A 22,633-nucleotide genomic window follows, 5' to 3' on the forward strand; every position below is an offset into this window, starting at 1 on the left:
GAGCCGAAGCCTGGACGGGTTGACTTGCCACGGGTCCTTCGGTCGGTTCTCGATTTGGTTAGTGGGCTAAACGTGGAATCCGATAGAGGCATGGACTGATTGGACGGCGCTCGCTCCCTCTCCGACCGCTGCGGCGACGCGCTTCATTGAACCCTTGCGGACATCGCCCGCGGCGAACACCCCTGGGATGCTGGTTTCGAAGGGCAGCGGACGCCGCCCGAGGGAGGACCAGCTTCCACCGAGTTTCGACGGATCCAGGGCCGAGTCAGTAAGGATAAAACCTTCGTCGTCGAGCGCGAGTCCGTTCAGCCAGGTGGTTGCGGGAACTGCGCCGATGAAGCAGAAGAGTCCCGCGCACTCGATAAGAGTGTGGATCCCCGATTCCCGTTCCGTTATCTCAACAGCGTCGAGCTGGCTTTGGCCCTGGAGGCCCGACACCTCAGTCGCGGTGTGGATGGAGACCAACGGTTCTGCGGCCAGCCGGTCTACGAGATAGCGGGACATGTCGGCGGCGAGATCAGCACCGCGGACGACGAGGTGGACGGCGTTTCCGCGCGACGCAAGATAGAGCGAGGCCTGTCCGGCCGAGTTCGCACCGCCGACAACTGCGACCGGCCTACCGGCACACCATTTGGCTTCGAGCTCAGTGGCAGCGTAGTAAATTCCGGCGCCTTGGAACTTCTCCCACTGCGCCAGGGGCAGAGACCTGTACCGGGCGCCCGTGGAGATGATCACGGCGCGGCTTTCGAGGCTGGTGCCGTCGGTCAGCGCGAGACGAATTACCCCGGTGTCAACGTCGAGGGCTGTAACCCCGCACGGTGCCGATAGCTGAGCACCGAACTTGAGCGCCTGCACGATCGCCTTCCCTGTCAGGTCCGTCCCGCTAATGCCGGTGGGGAAACCGAGATAGTTCTCGATGCGCGAACTCGCGGCAGCTTGTCCGCCAGGGCCAACCATGTCGAACAGGACAGTTGCGAGCCCCTCGGATGCGCCGTAGACCGCCGCGGCAAGTCCCGCCGGGCCCGCGCCAATCACTGCCAGATCCACCTTTTGGTTGGCCGCTCGACGGTATGAGAGTCCGAGTTCGCGGGCCATGAGCTCCGCGGTCGCGCGGCGCATCACCTTGCCCGGGGTGATGACGACAGGGAGGTCCCCGGTCTCGACCTGCACGGCCAGCATGAGCGCCTGCCCGGCAATGGAATCGGCCTCGATATAGAGATGGGTAAGTCGTAATCGCGCCGCGAATGTCCGCAGTTCCAGTGAAGCTGCGGAGTGACGGCTCCCCACGATCTCGACCACTCGGGCAGCAGCATTGTTGCGGAGGAGTTCTCTCCGAGCGAGAAAGGCGCGCAACAGAATATCGGAAAGCTCAGCGTCTTCAGCCATCAGCCGACGAAACTGGGCCGGTGAAATCCTATGAATTCGTCCCGCTTGTACCACCAGCCCCGTCAGGTACACGGCTTGACCGGTGAGCAAGCTCAACTCACCGATGAAACGGCCCGGCCCATGGCTGACCACGACCTCCTCGGGTGCATCGTGGGTGGCGGCCCGGATCAGATCCACCGCTCCCCGCTCAATCACGATGAGATCGTATGTTTCGTCGCCCGCCCGGAACACAGTGTCGCCGACGGCAACGTCTTGCACGACGGCGTAACTCCAGAGGCGTCTGATCTGCTCGGCTGAAAGGACCGGGAAGGCGGCACTAGCGGTCGCGTCGACCGGGGTTTCGTTGGGCATCGGAAAACCATTCTCAGTGATGGGACTCGGCCGTTTCCCCGCGGACCGGAGACCGACCGCTAACGCTCTTTTGGCGGAGGCTCGACGTCGAGAACGGTCAGCAGGTCACCAAGCTTGGTGTCGAGAGATGCTCCGACCTTCGTAATATCAGAGTTGTCCAAACTTGCCAACGCCGAACAGGCCGGTCGATCGAACAGGCCGCTGTTCCGCTCAGGCTCTCGTACGTCTCCACGCGAAACGGCACATGTTGCAACCGTCAAAGACACGGCGAAGGTTGGTGCCTCTACCAGCCCGCCGACGATGAGAACGATCGCGGGCTAAGCGGCCCACGGGACGTGCCCCTGACAGCCGACCAGCAGCGCCGGACCCGCGACGGCCAGGGTCACCGGCCAGCCCAGATCGCCCAGGCGGCCGCGGCCGCCGAGACAACAGCTCCGGCGAAGATCAGCGGATGGCCCGGACCTTCCCTGGCGAACGACTCCGGGGTGTGGATGAGTGAGAACGTCATCGCCAATCCCGCGGCGGTGAGTACGAGGGAGGCCAGAACGAACGGCCAGGGTCCACATGGCGGCCTGTCGTCGGCGGCGGCGGATGCTCATGAGCCCGACCTCCGCCCTGCCGGCACTGGGGCGCCGCTCCCCCGGTCCATTCGCTCTCGCTAAACGGGCGTCCCGTTACGCTCGCGTCGCTGGCGCAGGCGCTGTAGTTGCCCTGCGTGCACGTCGCTTACCCATTCCCAGCCGGGCTTAGCCGACAGACCAATCCGCGAGTCGCTGGAATCCTTGCCGTCACGCAAGGCGTGCAGGTAGGCTCGATCCTGGTCGATCCGCGCGCGCAGCGGGTCAGCTCCGCAGACGGACCCGTGGCCAGGGACAACGGCATCGACGTCGCCCGCCACGTCCTCGAGCAACCGCAGCGCGGTGAAGTATTCCTCGATCGGGTCGGCAGTGCCGTTCAGGTCGAGCATCGGAATCAGGACATCAGAGAGCATGTCGCCGGCGACGAGGACTCCGCGATCCTCAAGCAACAGCGCCGCATGCCCCGGAGCATGCGCCTGATGCTCGATGATTCGGATCCCCGGGCCATCCCACGGAATCTGAGTCGCATCGGCGGGCAGGCCTGTGATGAGGCCGAGCAGATCCAAGGAGACCTCCTCGGGGATGCCGGCGGCCTTTGCGACCGCCTCCACCCCGCCCGACAGCCGATCCCGGGCGGTCGCCGCGCAGCGCGCGGTGCCGTAGCGGGGCGCCGTGCCGAGTCCACCGTGCCAGAGCAGGTGATCCCAATGCGGATGCGTCGAGAAGCCTGCCACTACGGCGTGCCCCAATTCCGACAGGTCGCTCACGAGACATCTCATTTCATCCTCGTGCACCCCGGCATCGATGAGCAGCACGCCGGCCCCGCCTTGCACAACAACGGCGTTGCTTTGGCAGAACTCGCTCTCGTGAATCAGCACACCCTCCGCGACCTGCGTCAGCACGCGCCGGGCCCCCTTACCTCGCAGATGGCGGAGCGGTGCATCATGACACCGGGTGGGGTTCCCTCATCGATGCTGACCTCACGCGTGTACGACACGACGTCATCACCCATCGCAACACTCTCCCGGTCAATGGAAATCCGGAGCTGCAGAGGCATCGTCATGCGGAAAATACTCTCCCGGTGGCCCACGGTGACGCAAGTAGCAGCGAGAATCGGCGAAGTCGGCAGCACTGTGCGTTGCACCGAGCGGGCCGATGAACACTCGGACGTCCCACGCGTTCGTCGTCGACGCCGTCGACGTCCACGGAGCCGAACTCGTGGGCGAGGTGGCCCAGTACGGGGACAACGACCGGTACTGCTACGTCCGCGGCCCCGACGGCATCATCATCGGGCTGGGAGAGGATCTCCGCTGAACGTCACTCCGAGCACCGGCATCACCGGGGTCGGCCGCGGACGTTGCGTACTCCGGGCGGCGTCCAAGAGGCCGATAAGTCTGGATGGTTATGCCCCCGGGAAGTGGTCTGCGTGGTCACCAGCTCGAGCGCGATGTCCGGACCGGAATCGGGGGCCCTGGGCGTAGAAGCCGCGGAGAACGGCAGCGAATATCGGCCGCAGCCGCTTGGGATGTGTGACGGCGCCTGCGGCTCGAAGGATTGAGCTCTCGACGTCGTCCAGAAAGCCCTCAGGTGACGCATGCCCAACCGGAACGCGGATCAACCAGACATACCCCCTGGGCCGCGGCGGGACGTCGGCGTCCCGGAGGTAGGAATCGATGTCGTCATCGACGCCTTGCCGGTCAGTGGCTGTGAACGGACCTTCGAAATCGTGCCGGACGCCAGCGTGCTCGGTGTAACCGGTGACCACCTTGTCCGCGTCCGAGGACGGGTGGCGGCGCAGGTTTTCCCGGCCGGCTGCCCGCCCCATGAGCGCTCCCCAGCCACTTTCGGGCAGCTCTACCCAAGAAGCTGAGAGCTCAGCTTCCTGTACCTCACTCCACATGGTTGCTCCGCATCGGCCGGGGTGCGCCTGCGCCCTGAAGGGGCGCCTTAGCCCTCGCACTCGATGCAGTACGAGTGGCCGTTGCTTTCGCGTGCGAGCTGGGACCGGTGCCGGACCAAGAAACAGGAGGAGCAGGTGAACTCGTCCTCGGCCTGGGGAATGACCTGAACGATGAGTTCCTCGGCGACGAACTCTCCGCCGGGGGTGATGGCATCATCCAGCGCGTCTGATTCATCCAGCTCGCGGACGACGCTGCGGGCATCCGGGGCGTTCGCGGATTGCAGCGCCTCCAGAGACCTGTCCTGTGATTCCTTGACGTCGGAACGGACTTCGTCGTAATCGGTTGCCACTTCGGTGATTCTCTCTTCTCTGGTGTTGTCGGACGATCATGTCTGACTCCAGTCCAACACACGCAAGGGCGCCCGTATTCCCTACTCGTCGCGGAGTGGCAGGCGGCTTCTGGCCGCCCGGAAATTGGTCCGGATCCATGGCCGCTGGACCAGCGGAAACGCCACCGGCCATGTCCCGGAGCAGCCAAATCCCCGGGCGGACGACAGCCTCGCAATCACTGTGGTGCCATGCTATGTCGCCTTAGCTGTGACTTCCTTGGTTTTGCCTGTGAATCATCCGCTGGTCCTTGCGCGCGTATGGTTGCCTGCGGCAAGCTGTTGCTCACTTGGTGAATTGATCAAGTAAATGGAGACTGACGGCGAGGGTGCTGTCGGACTTTGCCGCGGCGATGCCGCCGCCCGGGGATGAACCCGCAGAACGGGAGGGCAGCAATATGCAACGTCCAGTATCCATGTCGGCCAAATTTCGCCCCATCGTCACTTACTCATTGATCGCCGCGATCGTAATTCTTGGGATTGCGTATATTTTCATTTCCCGGTCGACCGTTACGCCGCTTCCGGGAGCGTCCGGGCCTTCTGGGAATAATCCAACGGTGTCTGGGCGCGCCACTTACCAGAAAGTCCCGAATCAAGTTCTGTTTGCATTTGACAGCGCCGGTAAGCCCAATATCGCCGGCGATCTGACGAATATCAAGCAGGGCGACGCGGGCGATTGCTATTTCCTGGCTGCTTTGATGACAGTGGCCGCGCGATCACCTGAGACCATTTTGAACATGGTTCACGACAACGGCAACGGCACTTACACCATCTCCTTTCACAGCAAGTACGACGGCGTACCCAATCCGGTGACAGTGACGGTCAACGGCGATCTTCCGTTCCGCCGCTCCAAACCATTCGAAAACGGCATCGAAAATATTGACGGCAAAAACGTTTCATGGGCGGCGATTATCGAGAAAGGATGGGCGGCGGCGAACGGCAACAGCTATAAGGGCATCGACGGCACCGACCTCAGCAATGCTCAGGACCACGATGTGCATAATGGCCTCTATGCCATCACCGGCGAGTCGGGCGTCGACCGCAACCCCGGCGGCCCCATGACGGAGGTGAGCTTTACGCAGATGGTGGAGGATTTCGCCAGCGGCCTGATTACCCTGGGGACGTCTAACTCCGACGGCAAGCTGGTGTCAGACCATTCGTACGCGTTGCTGGGAGTGAACTCTTCCGACCAAACCGTCGTGGTGGGAGATCCGGAGGGCGGCCAAGAGACGCTGTCGTTTGAGACCTTCCAGTCCACAAATATCAACCAGTACATCGCGATACCGGCCTTCCCTAGCAACGGACTGGTGAACGAATGACGGCGGTCAGTTGCCCTGCCGGGGCAATACCCGGGCTGGCCCGCTATTCGTCGTGACTCTGCTCCCCGCCGAGCCGCCCCGATTGCGCCCCAGGCCCGTCCAGGGCGGCAATGAATCAAGGCGAAGATGCCGGTTGACAGGTGGAGCCCGATATCTAGAATTTTTTCTATATTCCGGCCTAGTCCGGGACGGTTTTGCTTCACCCCTTGATAGCTGTGCAGTTGAGCGGCTACGCCGCCGGACGCAGGAGGCCAAGATGTTGAAGTCACCGCTACAGGAGTTAGTCAATGACTGCATCGTCCGGAATCAGGACGCTGACGGGCTCACACTGGAAGAGTTGTACGGTCTATACCTCAGTTGGTTATCCGGGGACGACGGTTCGACAACCAAATGCTCACGTTGGTTCGACCGGAACGGCACCCTCGCCGTGGCGGATGCGCTTCACGACGGCCGTCGTGGACGCATCGGCCACGTAGTCGAGAATCGCCACCGTGCCGCCATACCGCTCCACCACTCGGGCTTCCGTAAGCATCTCCGAGGAGTAGTCACCGCCCTTTGCGTAGATCTCCGGACGGAGCGCTTCGATAAGTGGCACCGGCGTGGGTGTGTCGAACACCGTGACATAGTCCACGCAACTAAGTGCGCCAACGACGGCGGCCCGGTCCGTGACGGTGTTGATCGGCCGATCTGGCCCTTTGAGCGCCCGGACGGAGGCATCGCTGTTTAAGGCCACCACCAGGATGTCGCCCAGCTGCTTTGCTTGGTTGAGATAGCGGGTGTGGCCGCGGTGCAGGACATCGAAGCAGCCGTTGGTCAACACGATCCTCTGCCCGGCGGCGCGGTGGCGGCTAATCTGCCGGGCGAGCTCCCCGGCGTCGAGCGCGGTATCTGCGAAGCTGGCTAAGTGCTGGCCAAGATCATCCGTGCTGCACACCGACGTTCCCGTCCGGCGGACCACAATGTCGGCTGCCGCCTGGGCGAGGTCCACGCTTGTCGTCAGCGGCAGCGAGGCGGCCCGGGCCAGTGTCAGCGCCGCCACGAAGGTGTCCCCGGCACCGGAAGCCTGTTTCTCCGTGACCGGTTTGGCCCATGTTCGGTGGACGTCGCCGGAAGTGGGTATCAGGATTGCACCTTCACGGTCCAGCGTCACCACCACGGCCGCTGCGCCGGTTGCGCGCAGCAGCTCCTGGCGGTGCTCAACGACGACGGCGGGTCGCCTGGAGCTGGCCGACAACTTGAGACCGAGCACCTCGGCGGCCTCCTGTGCATTCGGCGTGGCCAGGTCCGGCCTGAGTGCAGCCCACGGCCGGGGATCGTGGGCGTCAACGACCACCAGCACGGACTCCGGGCGCCCCGCGAGAGCTGTGACAAGATTGCTTTTCACCGGTCCGCTAAGAAATCCGGCACCATAGTCGCAGATGACGACGGCGTCCTGGTTCTGGACAACTGCCGGCAGGGACCTGGCAGAGGCGTTAAGGGCTGCCGCCGGAATCCTGCCGGCGGACTCATCGAAGCGCAGCAGCAGCTGGCCGGCGCTGCTGATCCGCGTCTTCGTCGTGGTGGTCAGGTCCGGGACGCGGCAGATATTCGCGGTGTCCACTCCGGCTTCCCCGAGCTGTCGCAGCAATTCCGCACCTGCCACGTCGCAGCCCACGACCCCAACGAGCCGCACTCTGGCCCCGAGGGCAGCCAGGTTCATGGCGGTGTTCGCGGCGCCGCCCGGAGCGAAACTGCGTTTGCCGATATCGACCACCGGTGCCGGCGCTTCGCGGCAGAGTCTTTCGATGGTGCCGCTCCACCAGCCATCCAGCATTGCATCGCCGATGACCGTTACCGCTGGACCGATCCCGGCCAACCGTCTGGGAAGCCACTCTTCCAGGCCACGCTGCCCGGCCAGATCGCCACCATTGGGAGTGTTCTCCGCGGCCGAGCGCGGTGTCACTGTCGCCGGCTTCCGCCGACGGCGCGCCTCAGGACTTCGGGAGTCTTCGACGGAGCCGCCGAAACACTGCCACTATGCTCAGCCGTTTGCGGTTCGCGGACAGACATCCGCTCCTTGGATCTGTTGAGTGCGCAGTTGAAGCTCACAAACACGGGAATCCTTCCCTGGCTCTTGGAGGGGTCCTGAGGAGCTGCGGACATGCTCACGTGCTAATCCCCGCTCCTCCTATGACCCGTCACTTACCCCTTTGGGGGCAGCTTTACACCCTTGGGTGGCGGCCGAAGTGCCCCCGATGCCTTGGGCAGATCAGCGGCGGACGGTGTAGCCAGCGGCCCCCAAGGAGAACTATGGTTGCGGCACAGTCGACCGAGGCCCGCCACGGAGGGCCTTCCTTACGGACGCCGAGCCACGTTCCGAGGCAAGTACAGACGCGGGAGGACTAGATGCAGGGGTTTGGACCGGAAGTATCCGGCGACGCCGACGTTGTCGGATGGGGCGTCGGACCGATTCTGGAGCAGTTCGAAGACGTCAGGCGGATTGCAGTGCTGCGCGGGGGCGGGCTGGGCGATCTCCTGTTTGCGTTGCCTGCCGTCGCTGCCCTCCGTGCGGCCTACCCTGACGCCTCAGTCACTGTCCTGGGAACCCCCGTCCATCAGGAACTGGCGTCCAGCACCGCAGGACCCGCGTACGACGTCCGGGTCCTGCCCTTCGCGGAGGGCATCCGGCCGGGCCCGGAAGACCGTGCGGCCCTGGAGTCGTTTTTTGCCCAGATGCACCGGGAACCGCTCGACCTCGCTGTGCAGCTGCACGGCGGAGGACGCTTCTCCAATCCGTTTCTGCTCAGGCTGGGCGCCAGGCATTCGGTGGGCGCCCGGACCCCGGATGCCGCTCGCCTGGAGCGCAACCTTCCCTATGCCTACTACCAGCACGAACCGCTCCGAGCCCTCGAAGTTGCCGGACTTGCCGGCGCTCCCCCGGCCGGCCTGGAGGCTCGGCTCCGGCCCTTGGACCGCTACGCGGCAGGGCTGGAACCTTTCCTGGAAGGCGAGTCCGCCGTCGTGGTTATCCACCCGGGCGCCACGGATCCGCGTCGACGCTGGCCGGCGCGAAGCTTTGGCGAGGTGGCGGCGGCCTGCGCAGCGGACGGTGCCCGGGTTCTCGTAGTGGGCACCCGGGACGAAGAAGAACTGGCCGCAGCGGTAGTGGAGGCGGCCGCCTCGGCGCAGGTCACTTCCCTCGCCGGCGAACTCGAGCTAGGGGCCCTGGCGTCGCTACTGGCTGCGGCAACCGTTCTGGTGGGCAACGACAGCGGTCCGCGTCACCTGGCACAGGCGCTGGGTACCCCGACGGTAGGCCTGTACTGGGCCGGGAACGTCATCAATGCAGGCCCGCTGGGCCGCAGCCAGCACCGGGTACACGTGTCATGGCTGACACATTGCCCCGAGTGCGGCGCCGACATCACCCAGGTCGGCTGGACGGCTCCGCGTTGCCCGCATGAGAGCCCGCTCGTGGCCGGCATCAGCGTTGACGCCGTCTATCAGGACGTGCGGATGTTCACGGCCAAGACCCCTCTTCCGCGGGGCAGATGAGCAACTCGCGGACCACGCATCCCCGAGGCTGGGAGAGGACAAACAGGACTGCCTGGGCCACATCGGCGGGATCGTTGAGTTTGGAATCATCCTGCGGCCTGTACTTTTCGGGCCGGTCGTCGAAGAACCTGGTCTTCATCCCGCCTGGAATCAGCGTGGTCACACCGATTTCTCCGCTGGTTTCTGCCGCAAGGGCGTGGCTGAAGCCCACCACGCCGAACTTTGAGGCGCAGTATGCGGAAGCCTCCGGCAGCGCCCTCTTCCCCAGGGTCGACGCGACGGTGACCACCCGTCCCCGTGATGCCTTCAAGTAGGGCAGTGCCGCCCGGACCACGGACACTGTGCCCAGGAGGTTGACGAAAATGACCTGCTCCCAGTCCTCGGCCGCGACGGCCTCCAGTTTTCCGCAGCGATCAATGCCTGCGGCGGTGACCACGGCGTCCAGGCCCCCTAGAATGTCGGCGGCCTGGTTGACCGCGTCACTGACGGCGGTCCGGTTCGCGACGTCCACCTCGATAGCCTTAGCCGCGGACACCGTCCGGATGTCGCGGTCCAACACTATGGGCGTTCCGCCTGCCTGCAGCACGGCGTCGACGACGGCGGCACCGAGTCCGGAGGCACCTCCGGTGACCAGCACCCTGCCTTGTTGCATCTCGTAGGTCATGATATTCCTTTCGCTTTGCGGCCGGCCGAGGGGCACCGGCCCGGGACGGGATGTCGGTCAGCCGACGCGGGCCAAGGCATCGGCGAGGTGAGTCGTGGAGCGAGCCGGCTGGTAAGGAACGGTGAGGCAGCGGCCGCCCCAGCTCTCCACCAGCGGGGTTTCAGGCAATTGCCGGACGTCGTAGTCTCCTCCCTTCACCCAGATGTCCGGGCGCAGCAGGTTCAGGCATTTTTCCGGGGTGTCTTCATCGAAGACGAGCACGGCGTCGACGCACCCAAGGGCCAGCAACAGTTCCACCCTGTCCAGCTGATTGATGATGGGACGGGATGCCCCCTTGATCCGGCGGACGGATGAATCGGAATTCAGGCACACGATCAGGCAATCGCCAAGGGCCCTGGCGGCTGCGAGCGACCGCGCGTGACCGGCATGGAGCAGATCGAAGCAACCTCCGGTCGCCACCACGGTTCCGCCGGTGCGTCGCACCCGGCGGGCCAGCGCCGCCGCGTCATTGCCCCGCAGGACCGTGCTGTGTCCGGGTACCGGCCGGGGCGGGCCCTTCAGCGCCCGCACGCCTCCGCCAGCCAGAAAGGATGCCGCGTCACGGACTGCCACGCGTGCCGATTCCGTGAGGTCATGGCCAGCCGCGAGATGGGCAGCGAGACTGGCTGCCAGCCTGTCGCCTGCGCCGCAGGGGTCTGCGACTCGGGTTTCCGGCGCAGCAATGTGCAGCGGGGTCGGGCCGGTTAAACGCGCCAGGGTCGCCCCGTGCTCGCCCTGGGTCACGAGCACGGCGTTGCTGCGCCAGAGACTCATGAGTGTCCGGGCCAGCCCTCCCGGGCTGTCTGCGGACGGTGCTGGGGACAGGAATGTCGCAGCGGCGCGGGCCTCGGCCCAATTGGGCGTCACGACGGCGACGTTCTCGACGGGCGCGGCCCCGGCAGGGTGCGGATCCCAGATGATGGGAATGCGATCTGCCAGTCGGGCCAGCGCCGTACGAAGGGACGGGTTGGTGGTCAGGCCTCTGCCGTAATCGGCCACCACAATGGCGGCCGCGCCGTCCAGTGCCCGCAGCATTGCCGGCGTCACAGCGGGCACAGGTGCTTGTTGACAGCCTTCATCGAACCGGACAATCGGGTGGCCGTCGGCGCGAACCCTGGTCTTGACCGGGGTCGGGGCGCCTGAGGGACCAGCGACAACGGTGACGTTGGCCAGTTGCTTCCCGAGCCGCGTAGCCGCCTCGTCCGATCCCAGAACGGTCACCAGAACCACGTGGTGTCCGTCTTCGACGAGCATGGTCGCGACCAAGCCGGCCCCGCCTGCACGGTCGCGGGCGCCGGACACGTCAACCACCGGCACGGGTGCATCCGGGCACAGCCGTGTGGCCATGCCGTCAACGTCAACGTCAAGCAGGATGTCGCCGACCACCACGATGTTCATGACCGGGCCCCAGGCGAAGATTCCGAGGGGCCTTGCCGCAGGATCTCGGCGTCAAAGGCACGGCAGATGGCATGCAACGCAATTAAATGACACTCTTGGGCACTGGCTGCCGGACCGTCGATCGTGACAGCTTCATCGCAGTTCACGGCCAGCGGATTCGGGCCCGTGCCGGTCAGCGCCCAGGTGGTGACGCCCAGCCCTCTTGCGGTTTCGACCGCACGGAGCAGGTTCACGCTTCTCCCGCTGGTGGAGAGCAGCATCAGGACGTCCCCGGAGCGGGCGTGCGCCCGCACCTGGCGGGCGAAAAGCTCCTCGAAGCCGTAGTCATTGGCGATGGCGGTCACGGCTGATGTCTCGGCGTGGAGGGAGATTGCCGAGAACGGAAGCCGTTCGCCGTCGAACCGTCCCACTAACTCCGCCGTCAGATGTTGGGCCTCTGCGGCAGACCCGCCATTGCCGGCCGCGAGCAACCTCGCTCCGCACGCCAACCGGCGCGCGAGGTCTTCCCCCCACGCCGCCAACCGGAACGACTGACTCCGCAGCGACTCAAACGCCGGGAGAACGTTGTCCAAGTGCGATCGGACGGCTGCCACCGATCCGGGCCGTGCCAATGGGGAACCAGGGAGGCCCACGCGGTCACCGTTTTCGGGGAGCAGCATCAGGGGAGGATGCGCCCGGCTCAGAGACCTCTCCGCGCTCACAGCGCTGCTCCTTCTACAGGATCCAGCCGCCGCGAAGCAGCACGGGCGCCCAGCGTCTGCAGATATGCTTTTTCGGTTTCAGCCGCTACACGCTCCCATGAATAGCGGACCCGCACACGCTCCTGCCCGGCGCGCCCCAGTTCTCGGCGCAGCCTGGCGTCACCTAGCAAACTGGCGAGGGCTGCGGCTAGAGCGGCCGGGTCCTTCGGAGGCACGTGCAGTCCAGTGCCCTGATGCACCACGGTGTCCTGCAGTCCGCCGACGGCTGCGGCCACTACAGGGATTCCGCACGCCATCGCCTCCAGCGGCACGATCCCAAAGGGTTCGTACCAGGGCGTGCAAACCACCGCGTCAGCGCTGCGGAAAATTCCAGGCATGGCACCCCGCGGCACTTGCCCGCGGAACGTGACCTGGTCCCGGACTCCGAGTTCCGTAGCGACGGCGGAGAGCCTGCGTGCTTCGGCGTCGTCTCCACGTGCGGCAGCGTCGCCGCCGCCGACAATGAGGAGTTCGACGTCGGTGAAGCCTGCCTTCCGAAGCAGGGGCAGGGCCCTGATGGCCAGATCGACGCCTTTGCGGGGAACCAGCCTGCCTACGGAGAGGATCCGGTGGGCGCTGTTGCGGGGCTCGACCGTCCCGTCGCCTGCGAACAGTTGAATATCGACACCACACGGCGCGATGGAGATTCTGGCGGTGTCGATTCCCATGGCCTTCAGTTCGAAGACCTCATCGGAGCAGGTGGCAACAATCCGGTCCACGGACCGTGCCACTGACGGCTCAAGCCACCGTCTTTCGAGTGGACTGGTGTCCTGGGCACCCTGATGTCGTCGTTTGACGGTGCCCAGCGCGTGGAATGTCTGGACTACGGGGACGTGTACGCCGACGGATCCCCTCCGCGCCGCGTCGAGCGCGGCCAGGCCGGACATCCAGAAATGTCCGTGGACCACATCCGGGGGGTGCCTGCCCCAGTCACGGGAAATACCGTCGGCTAGCTCGCCCATGAATGGTAGGAGATCGTCTTTGGGCAGGTGCTGAGCCGGTCCGGCGTCGATGTGGACGACCTCCAGTTCCGGCAGGATCCGGACCCGTTCAGGCAGTTCGGACGAGTCCCGTCGGGTATACACGGTGACGTGGTGCCCGCGGCGGGCCAGGGACTCCGAAAGCGCGGCCACATGCACATTTTGGCCGCCGGCATCTACCCCGCCCAGTGCTGCCAGCGGACTGGCATGTTCCGAAACCATGGAGATTTTCATTGGCCCTTCCCTTCTTGCGTTGGAATCAGAATCCGCCCCGTCCGGAAGCGCGGCGAGGTCAGGTCGTCGAGCAGCTCGTTCCATGCGCGGAGGAAGGCCTCGAGGCCGTGGCGTTCCAGCGCCGCTTCCCGGGCCATGTTTCCCCGTTGCCGGGCCTCCACGGGGTCTCCGACCAGCTGGGCGGCGACGCGCACGAGCTCGTCGACATTCGTGGAGATTGCCCCGGCCTCGGGTGGCACAGCGCGTGCAGCTTCGGTGGTGCCCAGCACCACGACCGGCATGCCGAGGTGCATCGCCTCCAGAAGTGCCAGGCCCAGGGACGTCCACCGAACCGGGTGAAGGTAAACCCTGCAGCGTGCAAGTTCGCGGTGCAGGCGGGCGGTTTGCAGGTCTCCGCAGACCGTCAGCTTCCCCGCCGGCAGCCCGGTAGCCTCGGACAGTCCTGCTCCGCCCATGCCGAAGACCCGCAGCGGCGCCGCAGCGGCGAACCGGGCCAGTAGATCAGTGCCAGTGACGCGGCCCCGCCGAACGGGCTCATTGACCACGGCAGCGAGTTCAGGGATATCACCGCTGTAGAGATGTCCCGGATCCGGGATACCGTGCTCGATTACAACCGTCGGAGTTGAGCCGTTGTCCCAGATCAGCTGGTTGAAGTAGGTGACGTGGACCAGCGGAATGACGTGTTGGTCTGCCAACGGATGCACCGAGTGGGGAACATCGCCCTTAGGGGTGTTGTGCTCCAGGAACACCGCGGGGAGGTCCTTGCCAGGGATCCGGCCCAGCGCACGTTCGACTTCTGCCAGCTCCTCCACCCGTTGCAGGATGACGGCGTCCACGCTGTCGGACTCGAGTGCATCGAGGGCAATCTCCCGGACCGAGGCGGGCCAATCCCGGCCGCCACGGCCCAGCCCCCACGGCCCGCGCTCGGGAAGCACCGGCAGGAGATACTCATGCGGGCCCCTGATGAAAGCATCAGTCCAGCCCCCATGCACATGCCAGAGAAGGATCCTCATGGGTGCCGCACCCTCCGCGCCGACAATGACGACACTCCGCCGAGTAGCCGTTCGACGGCTTCCAGGAGCTGCTCAGGTGCAACGGAGGCCAGACAGGGATGACCCGGGACAGGGCACTCAGTGGCGCGGCTTGACTTGCACGGCGCGTCCTGATCGCCCAAAATCTCCAGCGGAACACCATAGGGGGCCCAGCGGATGGCTGGAACCACCGGAGAGAACAGGCACGCTACCGGTGTACCGAGCGCCGCCGCCAGGTGTGCCGGGCCGGTGTTGCCCGTGACCAGGACGCTCGCACGGGCAAGAACACCTGCCAGAGTCTTCAGATCGGTCCGCCCGCCTAAATCCAGGGCGGAAGGCCCCGCGACCGTGGCCGTGAGCTTCGTTTCGGCGGGACCGCCGGTCACCACCACCCGGTGCCCCGCGCCCTCGAGTAGTTCCACCGCCGCCGCATGATGCAGCGCGGGCCACGCGCGGGCCGGCGCGGAGGCCCCTGGATGGACAACGACGTAGGGCTCCTCCCCCACCAGGTCCCGCACGTCCGGATACCCTTCAACGCGGAGCCTGCCGTCGTCCCCGGCAGGAAGGGTGAAGCCTGCCGCCTGTGCGATCCGGAGGGCTCGTTCGGATTCCGGCTGGTTTTCCGGAAAATCCTCGCCAGGTCGCAGGCGAACGTCCAGGAGGCTGCCGGCATAGTCTGTGGACGCGCCCGCAATGCGGCCGATGCCGGCCAGCCGCAGCAGCAAAGCGAGTGGCAGCGGCGACTGGTGGAACGACGTCAGGATGACCGCCTCCGTGATCCGCGAATCGGTGACGAACGCCTTTAGCGCATCCATCTGACGCGCTTCCACCCGCGGGGCCGGGTTCGCGATCCAGGGGCAGTCCCAGCTATAGGCCTCGGAAACCCCTGGGAGGAGCGATGCCGCCGGCTCCCCCTGCGGCCCGCACAGCACGACGACGTCGTTGGGATCACCACCATAGGACCGGCCGCCGTGAGCAACGGCTCGGATGGCCGGACCCGCCAGCAGGACGTCGCCGACGCTGTCCAGCCGGGCCACGAGGACCCGCGTCATGGCGCCGTTCCCGCGGCTGCCGCCTTCAGGAGCAGATCCACAGCGGCCTCGAGGTCCACTGCCACGTCAAGGGCCGCTTCCACTTCTGCCGCACGCGTCACGGGGGTGGGTACCAGAATGCCCCTGGCACCCGAGATTCGTGCCGCTTCCATGTCACTTCCGATGTCCCCGATGAGTGCGGTCTCCGACGGAGAAACCCCGAGGGTGCTGCAGGCTTGCAGGACCATGCCCGGTGCAGGTTTGCGGCAAGAGCAGCGATCCGCGGGAATGTGCGGGCAGATGATCCAAAGGTCGAGGGGGCCCAGCAGCTGTTCGATCCGGTTGTTGACGGCGTCCACCTCAGCGGTTGTGAGGATCCCCCGGCCTACCCCCGACTGGTTGCTGAGGACGCCTATCGGGATTCCGTGGCTGCGCAGCCGTTGCAGCGACTCACGTGCGTGCGGCATCGGCCGGACCCGCGCGGGATCTGCGTTGTACGGGACATCGTGGATCAGCGTTCCGTCCCGGTCAAAAAAGACGGCCCGCAGCGGCGCCGTGCCAGAAGTGCCCATACCCACCCTGTTCCCCATTAGGACCCGGGCTAAACGCCGGTCCCCTTCCTGGCCCTGCCCGGGGCTACACTCCTCGAAAAGGAGATCAGTCGATGTTCGGAAATCAAGACGAGGTGCCAACGGGGTCCGTGCGTGACGGCCGGCCGTTGCTGCTGGTGTTGCGTGCGCTCCAGCTGGGCGATCTGCTCGTCGCTGTGCCCGCATTGCACGCGTTGCGGCGCGCCTATCCGGATCATCTCCTTCTGTACGCGGGTCCGGCCTGGCTGCGGGATGCCGTTGCCCTGGTGGGCGGCTATGGCCTCCTGCCGGCCGCGGGCCTGTCAGAGCCTTTGGCAGTTGAGCAAGGCAGCGTGGATGTTGGGGTGAACCTGCACGGCCGCGGTCCGGAGAGTCAGTTGCTCATTGAGGCAGTCGGTGCCCGCCAGGTGATTTCGCATGCCTCGGAGAATTGGGACGGTCCGGATTGGGTCGAGGACATTCACGAGCGTCGGCGCTGGACGCGTCTGCTCCAATGGCACGGCATCGCCGCGAATCCCGACGACGTCCGGCTGAACCCACCTACCGTCCAAACGCAGTGGCCGGACGCCACGGTCGTCCATGTGGGCGCAGCCTTTGCCAGCAGGCTCTGGCCAGAGGGCCGCTTCGCCGAGGTGGCTGGCCGCCTGGCGGACTCCGGGCACCGTGTGGTCGTGACCGGCAGCCGGGCTGAACGGGCACGCTCCCTGGCCGTGGCCGCACAGGCCGGCCTGCCGGAGGAATCTGTCCTCGCCGGCCAGCTCTCCCTGGGCGCACTCATTGCCCTCGTGGCGGATGCCCGGCTGGTGGTCTCCGCAGATACCGGAGCGGCGCACCTTGCCACGGCCTACCGCCGTCCCTCCGTGGTGCTCTTCGGACCCGCCCGACCCGAGCAATGGCACCCTCCACCGGGGCAGCACATCGTACTGACCAAGGCGGAATTGCGCCGGGGCGACCCCTTTGCCGAGGATCCGGATCCAGCCCTGCTTGGGGTCCGGGCTCAGGAAGTCTTGGACGCCGTCCGCGTCCTGGGATTGCTCTGAAAGTCGGCCTCGGCGAGCAGTTGCTGCAGTCTCATCAGCACCTTGGACAGCCGTCGTGAAACCTGCATTTGCGAGACGCCGAACCGCCTTCCGAGTTCGGCCTGGCTTTCTTCACAGAAATAACGGCGGTACAGCAGTTCGCGGTCCTGCTCGGACAACTCGCCGATGGCCTGGTTCAGGCACAGGAGATCCTCCAGCCGTTCCAGCGGCAGCTCCTGCGAGGCCAGTGCATCCGCCTTGCGCGGACCGCCATCGTGACCGTCAACGACGTCGAGTGAGTCCGGACGCATGCTCGATGCCGCGGCCAACGCCTCCCGCACCGCTGAGACAGGGACCCCTAGATGCTGAGCCAGTTGGCCAGTAGTCGGCCTATACCCCAAGGCCTGGGTTAGCTCCGGCTCGGACCGCAGAACTTCCCTGCGCAGGTCCTGGATCCTCCGCGGCGGCCGGACCACCCAGCAACGGTCGCGCAGATACCGCTTAAGCTCGCCTGTCACGGTGGGGGCAGCGTACGCCGCGAAGCGTTCTCCCCTGGCCGGGTCAAATCGTCGCGCCGCCTTGACCAGCCCCAAATACGCCACCTGGTTCAGATCCTCGTGTTCCCTCCCCCGCCCTGTGAAGCGAAGGGCCAGGGCTTCCGCCAGTCCCAGATGGTCTAGGATCAGCCGGGCCTCGAAGGCCTCCCGGATCTGGCCGGTTGATGCCCGCCCCTCCGCCGCGGCCTTCCCGAACTCGTCCAGGGCATACGGCGTCCATGATGGCGGGCGTTGGGGTTCTGCCATGGTCATTCACTCCTCTGAACCAGAGTTGTTCAAAGCCTGCGGCAAGACTTAGCAGTAGAAAACCATAAGCCTGCTTATTAAACAATGGCCGTGAAAGTCAGGCACTGCCCCCAGGCGATACGAAGCAAGAGATCACTCGACGTACGGACACTTCACGGTTGGATTCCCCTAGGAGCGCCCCGGCGAGATCACGTCCACAGCGAAGAACCCGGCACCGCCCGCCTGATGTCACAGCCCGGCATCCGCCCGCGGCGTGGCGCCAATCCCCTCTGGCCGTGATGGACCGAAGAAGTTATAGTAAGCATGCTGATGATTGATGCAGCTCTCATCAGTTCCCCTCATACCGTCGAAGGAGACACCGTGAGCACCAGGGTTGAAAAGCGAGTTCTGGTCAACGTTCCGGTTAGCGTGGCCTATAACCAGTGGACCCAGTTCGAAGAATTCCCGCACTTTATGGGCGGAGTGAAGAGCGTCAAGCAGCTCAGTGACGACCAGCTCGAGTGGGTTGCTGAAATCGGCGGCGTGCGCCGGAAGTGGCAGGCCAGAATCCTCGAGCAGGTACCGGACCAGAGAGTCGCCTGGGCCGCCACAGAGGGCGCAACGAACGCAGGGTCCGTGACGTTTGAAGACCTCGGCGGCGGGCAGACATCCGTACAGCTGTCCTTGGAATATGAGCCCGAAGGGATCATGGAAAAGGTCGGCGACAAACTGAACATCGTTGAGAAACAGGCAGAGAGTGACCTGAACCGATTCAAGGCCTTCATTGAAGACGAGGGCTACGCGACCGGCGCCTGGCGCGGATCCGTCAGCGCCGGCGCGTCCGCAGGCACGCCCGGCCTTGATGAGGCTGCGGGGTCGCGCGGAGACAGCGGCAAGGCCGGCGTATCGGGAACAGTCATCGCCGGAGTCGGGCTCGCCGCCGTGGCCGCTGCGGGCGTTGCGGCCGCGGCAGGCAACAAAGATTCCGAACGTGATGCGGCGCCTAACGGCACGCCATATCCGGAGGCGGAGGCCGTTCCGCCCACCCGGACCTCGGGCGGTGTATTCCCCGGTGAGGAGTTGCCCCGGGACACGCATCGCCCCGCGAATGGAACTGTTGGCCGGTCCGAAGCGAAGCCGTTCGACCAGACCAATGGCCTTGTGGACACCGAAGGCGATTCGGACGGAACAGCCGTGGGTGACACCACCAGCGCGGCTGATAGGGCGACGGGCCGGCAACGCGGCCCAGGCCAGGTGCCGCCGGCCGGAGGAAGCCTGGGACAGCACTGACCGGAGGCACAATGATCAAGAATCTGATCCTCGGCGCCTTGGGATTGTTCCTGCTGGGAGGCACCTTGTCCGTCGCACCGTCCGAGGCCGGTACAGCCGCCGGAACCGCCGCACCGGTGTCCTCCACCGTCGCAGCAAAGGGTACTGCCTCCCAAGCCTTAGCAGCCATCGTTCCCATGTCCTCGACAACTCCGTCGCCCAGCGGGCCCGTCGATCCCGGGACCGGAGAATCCAAAGAAGCGAAGGAAACCCGGGTCGACTATGCCCCCTACGTTATCGGGGCAGTGGTATTGGTCGTGCTGGTGGCGAGCTTTATCTTCTGGCGCAAGCGCAGGATCTCACATCCCCGGAAACCCGGCTAAGCACGGGCTCCGGACGACGCCGTCACGGCCCGCCGATCGCTTGCGGCGGGCTCGTGCGGCGCCTCGACAGGATTACATTCAGCGCCGGTTCCATTCGTCTGTATTAGGACTACTCTGTTGGCAGGATCTTCATAGAGGAGGACGCAATGAGCGCCTCTGACGAACTAGCCGCCATCGAAGCGCGGCTCGCCGCGGACGAGGACGAAGACGCGGACGTCGAACCGAACGTCCGGGACCGGCGCTACCTCCTTACACGGGTGCGGGAACTAGTAGCCCGGCTCGAGAAAGTGGCCGCTGTGGCATCCGACTTGGCTGAGCGGGGCGAGCGGATCGGGGAGCAGTTTGACGGCAACGGCACGGTCCACACGATCAGGGCCGCGGGTCTTGGTGACGGGTACCGGGAAGCTGCCAGGAGCATCCGTGCCGCGTTGGGCCCGGCGGTTGGTCAGCCCGACGGCGATGCAACAACCACCGAGATCACAAGCCGCCAACCCGAGCACCAGACTCAAGCGGGCTCCCCAGCTCTCCCCCCGGAGGCCCTGGCAGGATAGGGCGTGCAGTTGCCACGAGGCTACCGAGCTCCAGGAGAGTCTGCGCCGCTTCCAGGAAGTCCGGCCGCTCGGCCCTTCTCAAATAGCCGGAACAGGACCATCATTCCTGCTAAGCAAGTACGGAATCGGCCGTGGTCTCAAGCGACGGAGAGGGGGCGATCGTCCCTCGGTGGAGCGCACCGAGAGACCGAATCCGCGCCTTGCGGGCACCGTTGTCCCGCTTCTCTGAGCGCGGTCCGTCAGCGTGAGCCTGAACGCACTTCCAGTCGGGGCTGGTGGCGCAGTCGGGCCTCTGGATGCCCTGGAATTGCGAAAGCGAAGGCCACCGAAATGTCCCACTCACACGAGCGTCGAACAATGCTGGGTTCCGCTCTCATCCTGTTTGTCGCAGCATCCACAGTTGTTTCGTGTTCCGGGCAAAACGCGGCCCCGGCGCCGTCGTCCCCAGGGACCGCTGGCCCAACATCGCCGACGGCGGCGTCGGAAACTCCGTCCCCCACAGCTTCCCCCACTCCGACGGGCCCCGACCTCTGCGGACCCGGGTCGGCCATCAACTTCGACCCGGCCGCATTCCCCGAGTCACCGAAGATCGACAACAAGTGGTTCCCGCTGACGCCCGGCATGCAATACACGACGACGGGAAAGGTCACGAACGCCGAAGGCGCCACCGAGCGCACGGTGGTCCACTCCGTGACCGGGCTGACCAAAGTCATCAACGGCGTCAAGACCCAGGTGATGTGGGACCAAGACCTCTCTGATGGTGAGTTGGTGGAATCCGAATTGGCCATGCTGGCCCAGTCGAAGGACGGGGCGGTCTGGCTCTTCGGGGAGTACCCGGAGGAGTTCGAAGCCGGCAAATTCATGGGCGCGCCGAAGACCTTCATCAGCGGCATCGCCGGAGCCGAGGCCGGGATCGCGATGCCAGCCCAGCCCCGGACTGGCACGCCGGCCTATCCCCAGGCTCACGCGCCTGCAGTGGGCTTCCTGGACTGCGGAGACGTCCTTGAAGAACACAAACGGGTGTGTGTTCCCGCCGGGTGCTACGAGGACGTCCTGGTGATCGATGAACGCAATCCGCTGGAACCGGACGCTGGCCACCAGCGGAAATTCTATTCGGCCGGCACAGGGCTGGTTCAAGTGACGGCCGTGGGCGGCGCGGACCAGGAAACCTTGAAGCTCGTGAAGGCGGAACAACTGTCCGACGCCGGGTTGAAGAACATCAACCAGAAAGCAATGGCCCTCGAACAGCATGCCTACCAGCTAGGAAAAACCGACTACGCAAAGACACCCCGTGCCGAGCTGGCAACGGAGACCTCCGGCAGCAAATGATCAAACGCGGGCATTGATTCGGGTGGTGCAATCCCGATAAGTTCTTGAGTGTCCCAAAACTGTCAGTGCGACGTTGACAACATCCTCTCCAGCGCAGTTCCTATGGGAAACAGGGATTCACGAAGGAGTGAACACCATGGCTTACACCGCTGAGAACTGGCCCATTACCGCAGCGCTCCTGCAGTTCCCGGGAACCGACGCGCAGGGTAAGCACGTCAACGACGCCGACGCCGCCGCCTGGGCCGGGGTCTTCACCGAGGTCAAGGACGCCGGCTTTGCCGACGCCGACCTCACGGACAGCTGGGTCCGTCCCGGCGACCTGAGCCCGGCCCGGCTTGCCGAGTTCAAGCAGACCGCGGACACCGTCGGCATCGGCATCCCGGTCATCTCCGCCATCCGGCGCAGCGTGATCGAGGAAGGCAACTGGGAGGCGAACCTGGCCTACAGCCACCGCACCATTGACGCCGCGGCCGCGCTGGGCTGTGAGGTGGTCTCCTTCGGGCTGCACCAGGCCATCACCGCCGAGCAGCAGAAGCAGCTCTGGTTCTGGACCCTGGAAGGCTACAAGGACCCGGCAGGCGACAAGGAAACCTGGGGCAAGGCCGTGTCCCGCCTGCGCGAGCTCGGCCGGCACGCGGCCGAGGTCGGCGTGCTGCTGTCGCTGGAGATGTACGAGGACACCTACCTCGGCACCGCGGACTCCTCGGTCCAGCTGGTCCAGGACATCGGCCTGGCCAACGTCGGCATCAACCCGGACATCGGCAACCTCATCCGGCTGCACCGGCCGATCGAGGACTGGCGCGAGATGGTCGCCAAGACCCTGCCGTACTCGAACTACTGGCACATGAAGAACTACATCCGCGACGAGGACGTCGCCCGGGACACCTACGTCGCGATGCCGGCCCCGATGGAATCGGGCCTGATCAACTACCGCGAGGCGTTCAAGGTCGCGCTCTCCGTTGGCTTCCAGGGCATCCTGTGCACCGAGCACTACGGCGGCGACGGCCTGTCCGTCACGGCCAGCAACCAGGACTACCTCCGCCGCCAGGTCCTGCCCAAGACCGACGGCTACGCCCTCGGCCAGAGCCAAGTGGCCCAGGGCCGGCAGCTGCCCGCCGGTACCCATCAGAACTGATGACCCC

At 65.4% G+C, this 22,633-nt stretch carries 24 protein-coding genes; 9 read left to right on the forward strand and 15 right to left on the reverse strand.

Annotation, left to right across the window (positions count from 1 at the left end):
* Positions 1-66: 66 nt before the first annotated feature.
* From ACFRJ8_RS12035 to ACFRJ8_RS12050, 4 genes are all read right to left on the reverse strand, one after another.
* The gene (locus tag ACFRJ8_RS12035) at positions 67-1,737 is read right to left on the reverse strand and encodes an FAD-dependent oxidoreductase (RefSeq protein ID WP_377986388.1); all 1,671 of its coding nucleotides are present in this window, start codon (positions 1,735-1,737) and stop codon (positions 67-69) included.
* Positions 1,738-2,119: 382 nt separating this feature from the next.
* Positions 2,120-2,245, reverse strand: coding sequence for a hypothetical protein (locus ACFRJ8_RS12040; protein ID WP_377986389.1), 126 nt, complete (start codon positions 2,243-2,245; stop codon positions 2,120-2,122).
* A 150-nt stretch (positions 2,246-2,395) separates the two neighbouring features.
* Positions 2,396-3,217: an MBL fold metallo-hydrolase gene (locus ACFRJ8_RS12045; RefSeq protein ID WP_377986390.1), complete on the reverse strand. Its 822-nt coding sequence runs from the start codon at positions 3,215-3,217 to the stop codon at positions 2,396-2,398.
* On the reverse strand, positions 3,211-3,378 hold the full coding sequence (locus tag ACFRJ8_RS12050) for a hypothetical protein (protein ID WP_377986391.1): 168 nt from the start codon (positions 3,376-3,378) through the stop codon (positions 3,211-3,213). Before ACFRJ8_RS12050 ends, ACFRJ8_RS12045 begins: the two co-directional genes overlap by 7 nt.
* A gap of 92 nt (positions 3,379-3,470) precedes the next feature.
* On the opposite strand from ACFRJ8_RS12050, the gene ACFRJ8_RS12055 reads away from it, so the two are divergent.
* The gene (locus tag ACFRJ8_RS12055; protein ID WP_377986392.1) at positions 3,471-3,629 is read left to right on the forward strand and encodes a hypothetical protein; all 159 of its coding nucleotides are present in this window, start codon (positions 3,471-3,473) and stop codon (positions 3,627-3,629) included.
* 88 nt (positions 3,630-3,717) lie between these two features.
* Here ACFRJ8_RS12055 and ACFRJ8_RS12060 read toward each other — a convergent pair whose 3' ends face one another.
* On the reverse strand, positions 3,718-4,215 hold the full coding sequence (locus ACFRJ8_RS12060; protein WP_377986393.1) for a DUF5956 family protein: 498 nt from the start codon (positions 4,213-4,215) through the stop codon (positions 3,718-3,720).
* Between the two features lie 47 nt (positions 4,216-4,262).
* Complete coding sequence (locus tag ACFRJ8_RS12065; RefSeq protein WP_377986394.1) at positions 4,263-4,565, reverse strand: DUF4193 domain-containing protein; 303 nt, start codon at positions 4,563-4,565, stop codon at positions 4,263-4,265.
* A gap of 365 nt (positions 4,566-4,930) precedes the next feature.
* Between ACFRJ8_RS12065 and ACFRJ8_RS12070 the strand changes: the two genes are divergently transcribed.
* Positions 4,931-5,920, forward strand: coding sequence for a C2 family cysteine protease (locus tag ACFRJ8_RS12070; RefSeq protein ID WP_377986395.1), 990 nt, complete (start codon positions 4,931-4,933; stop codon positions 5,918-5,920).
* Between the two features lie 394 nt (positions 5,921-6,314).
* Here ACFRJ8_RS12070 and rfaE2 read toward each other — a convergent pair whose 3' ends face one another.
* On the reverse strand, positions 6,315-7,862 hold the full coding sequence (gene rfaE2 / locus ACFRJ8_RS12075; protein WP_377986396.1) for a D-glycero-beta-D-manno-heptose 1-phosphate adenylyltransferase: 1,548 nt from the start codon (positions 7,860-7,862) through the stop codon (positions 6,315-6,317).
* Between the two features lie 443 nt (positions 7,863-8,305).
* Here rfaE2 and ACFRJ8_RS12080 point away from each other — a divergent pair, with 443 nt between their 5' ends.
* On the forward strand, positions 8,306-9,451 hold the full coding sequence (locus ACFRJ8_RS12080) for a glycosyltransferase family 9 protein (RefSeq protein WP_377986397.1): 1,146 nt from the start codon (positions 8,306-8,308) through the stop codon (positions 9,449-9,451).
* Here the strand turns inward: ACFRJ8_RS12080 and ACFRJ8_RS12085 are convergent.
* From ACFRJ8_RS12085 to ACFRJ8_RS12115, 7 genes are read right to left on the reverse strand one after another with little or no spacing between them, the layout of a single operon-like run.
* Positions 9,417-10,115 (reverse strand): SDR family oxidoreductase, encoded by a 699-nt coding sequence (locus tag ACFRJ8_RS12085; RefSeq protein WP_377986398.1) that lies wholly within the window; start codon positions 10,113-10,115, stop codon positions 9,417-9,419. The two genes, ACFRJ8_RS12080 and ACFRJ8_RS12085, sit on opposite strands and share 35 nt — an antisense overlap.
* Before the next feature lie 57 nt (positions 10,116-10,172).
* Entirely contained in the window at positions 10,173-11,552 is a 1,380-nt protein-coding gene (locus tag ACFRJ8_RS12090) for a PfkB family carbohydrate kinase (protein WP_377986399.1), read from the reverse strand.
* A complete protein-coding gene (locus tag ACFRJ8_RS12095; RefSeq protein ID WP_377986400.1) occupies positions 11,549-12,211 on the reverse strand; it encodes an SIS domain-containing protein in 663 nt (220 codons plus the stop codon). Before ACFRJ8_RS12095 ends, ACFRJ8_RS12090 begins: the two co-directional genes overlap by 4 nt.
* A 38-nt stretch (positions 12,212-12,249) precedes the next feature.
* Positions 12,250-13,506 carry a glycosyltransferase gene (locus tag ACFRJ8_RS12100; RefSeq protein WP_377986401.1) on the reverse strand — a complete coding sequence of 419 codons (1,257 nt, stop codon included), beginning with the start codon at positions 13,504-13,506 and terminating at the stop codon, positions 12,250-12,252.
* On the reverse strand, positions 13,503-14,519 hold the full coding sequence (locus tag ACFRJ8_RS12105; protein WP_377986402.1) for a glycosyltransferase: 1,017 nt from the start codon (positions 14,517-14,519) through the stop codon (positions 13,503-13,505). The genes ACFRJ8_RS12100 and ACFRJ8_RS12105 overlap by 4 nt, the downstream gene beginning before the upstream one ends.
* Positions 14,516-15,589, reverse strand: a complete 1,074-nt coding sequence (locus ACFRJ8_RS12110; protein ID WP_377986403.1) for a glycosyltransferase family 9 protein — start codon at positions 15,587-15,589, stop codon at positions 14,516-14,518. The genes ACFRJ8_RS12105 and ACFRJ8_RS12110 overlap by 4 nt, the downstream gene beginning before the upstream one ends.
* Positions 15,586-16,140 carry a D-glycero-alpha-D-manno-heptose-1,7-bisphosphate 7-phosphatase gene (locus tag ACFRJ8_RS12115; RefSeq protein ID WP_377986404.1) on the reverse strand — a complete coding sequence of 185 codons (555 nt, stop codon included), beginning with the start codon at positions 16,138-16,140 and terminating at the stop codon, positions 15,586-15,588. The genes ACFRJ8_RS12110 and ACFRJ8_RS12115 overlap by 4 nt, the downstream gene beginning before the upstream one ends.
* Before the next feature lie 92 nt (positions 16,141-16,232).
* Between ACFRJ8_RS12115 and ACFRJ8_RS12120 the strand changes: the two genes are divergently transcribed.
* The gene (locus ACFRJ8_RS12120; RefSeq protein ID WP_377986405.1) at positions 16,233-17,198 is read left to right on the forward strand and encodes a glycosyltransferase family 9 protein; all 966 of its coding nucleotides are present in this window, start codon (positions 16,233-16,235) and stop codon (positions 17,196-17,198) included.
* Here the strand turns inward: ACFRJ8_RS12120 and ACFRJ8_RS12125 are convergent.
* On the reverse strand, positions 17,156-17,980 hold the full coding sequence (locus ACFRJ8_RS12125; RefSeq protein ID WP_377986406.1) for a sigma-70 family RNA polymerase sigma factor: 825 nt from the start codon (positions 17,978-17,980) through the stop codon (positions 17,156-17,158). The two genes, ACFRJ8_RS12120 and ACFRJ8_RS12125, sit on opposite strands and share 43 nt — an antisense overlap.
* Before the next feature lie 360 nt (positions 17,981-18,340).
* Between ACFRJ8_RS12125 and ACFRJ8_RS12130 the strand changes: the two genes are divergently transcribed.
* From ACFRJ8_RS12130 to ACFRJ8_RS12150, 5 genes are all read left to right on the forward strand, one after another.
* On the forward strand, positions 18,341-19,249 hold the full coding sequence (locus tag ACFRJ8_RS12130) for an SRPBCC family protein (protein WP_377986407.1): 909 nt from the start codon (positions 18,341-18,343) through the stop codon (positions 19,247-19,249).
* Positions 19,250-19,260: 11 nt separating this feature from the next.
* Complete coding sequence (locus tag ACFRJ8_RS12135; RefSeq protein ID WP_377986408.1) at positions 19,261-19,611, forward strand: LuxR family transcriptional regulator; 351 nt, start codon at positions 19,261-19,263, stop codon at positions 19,609-19,611.
* A gap of 146 nt (positions 19,612-19,757) precedes the next feature.
* A complete protein-coding gene (locus ACFRJ8_RS12140) occupies positions 19,758-20,162 on the forward strand; it encodes a hypothetical protein (protein WP_377986409.1) in 405 nt (134 codons plus the stop codon).
* A gap of 357 nt (positions 20,163-20,519) precedes the next feature.
* Positions 20,520-21,491 carry a hypothetical protein gene (locus ACFRJ8_RS12145; protein WP_377986410.1) on the forward strand — a complete coding sequence of 324 codons (972 nt, stop codon included), beginning with the start codon at positions 20,520-20,522 and terminating at the stop codon, positions 21,489-21,491.
* Between the two features lie 136 nt (positions 21,492-21,627).
* Entirely contained in the window at positions 21,628-22,626 is a 999-nt protein-coding gene (locus ACFRJ8_RS12150) for a sugar phosphate isomerase/epimerase family protein (protein WP_377986411.1), read from the forward strand.
* Positions 22,627-22,633 lie beyond the last annotated feature (7 nt).

The sequence above is a fragment of the Arthrobacter sp. NPDC056886 genome, assembly GCF_042788715.1.
In the GTDB taxonomy this organism is placed as follows: Bacteria; Actinomycetota; Actinomycetes; order Actinomycetales; family Micrococcaceae; genus Arthrobacter.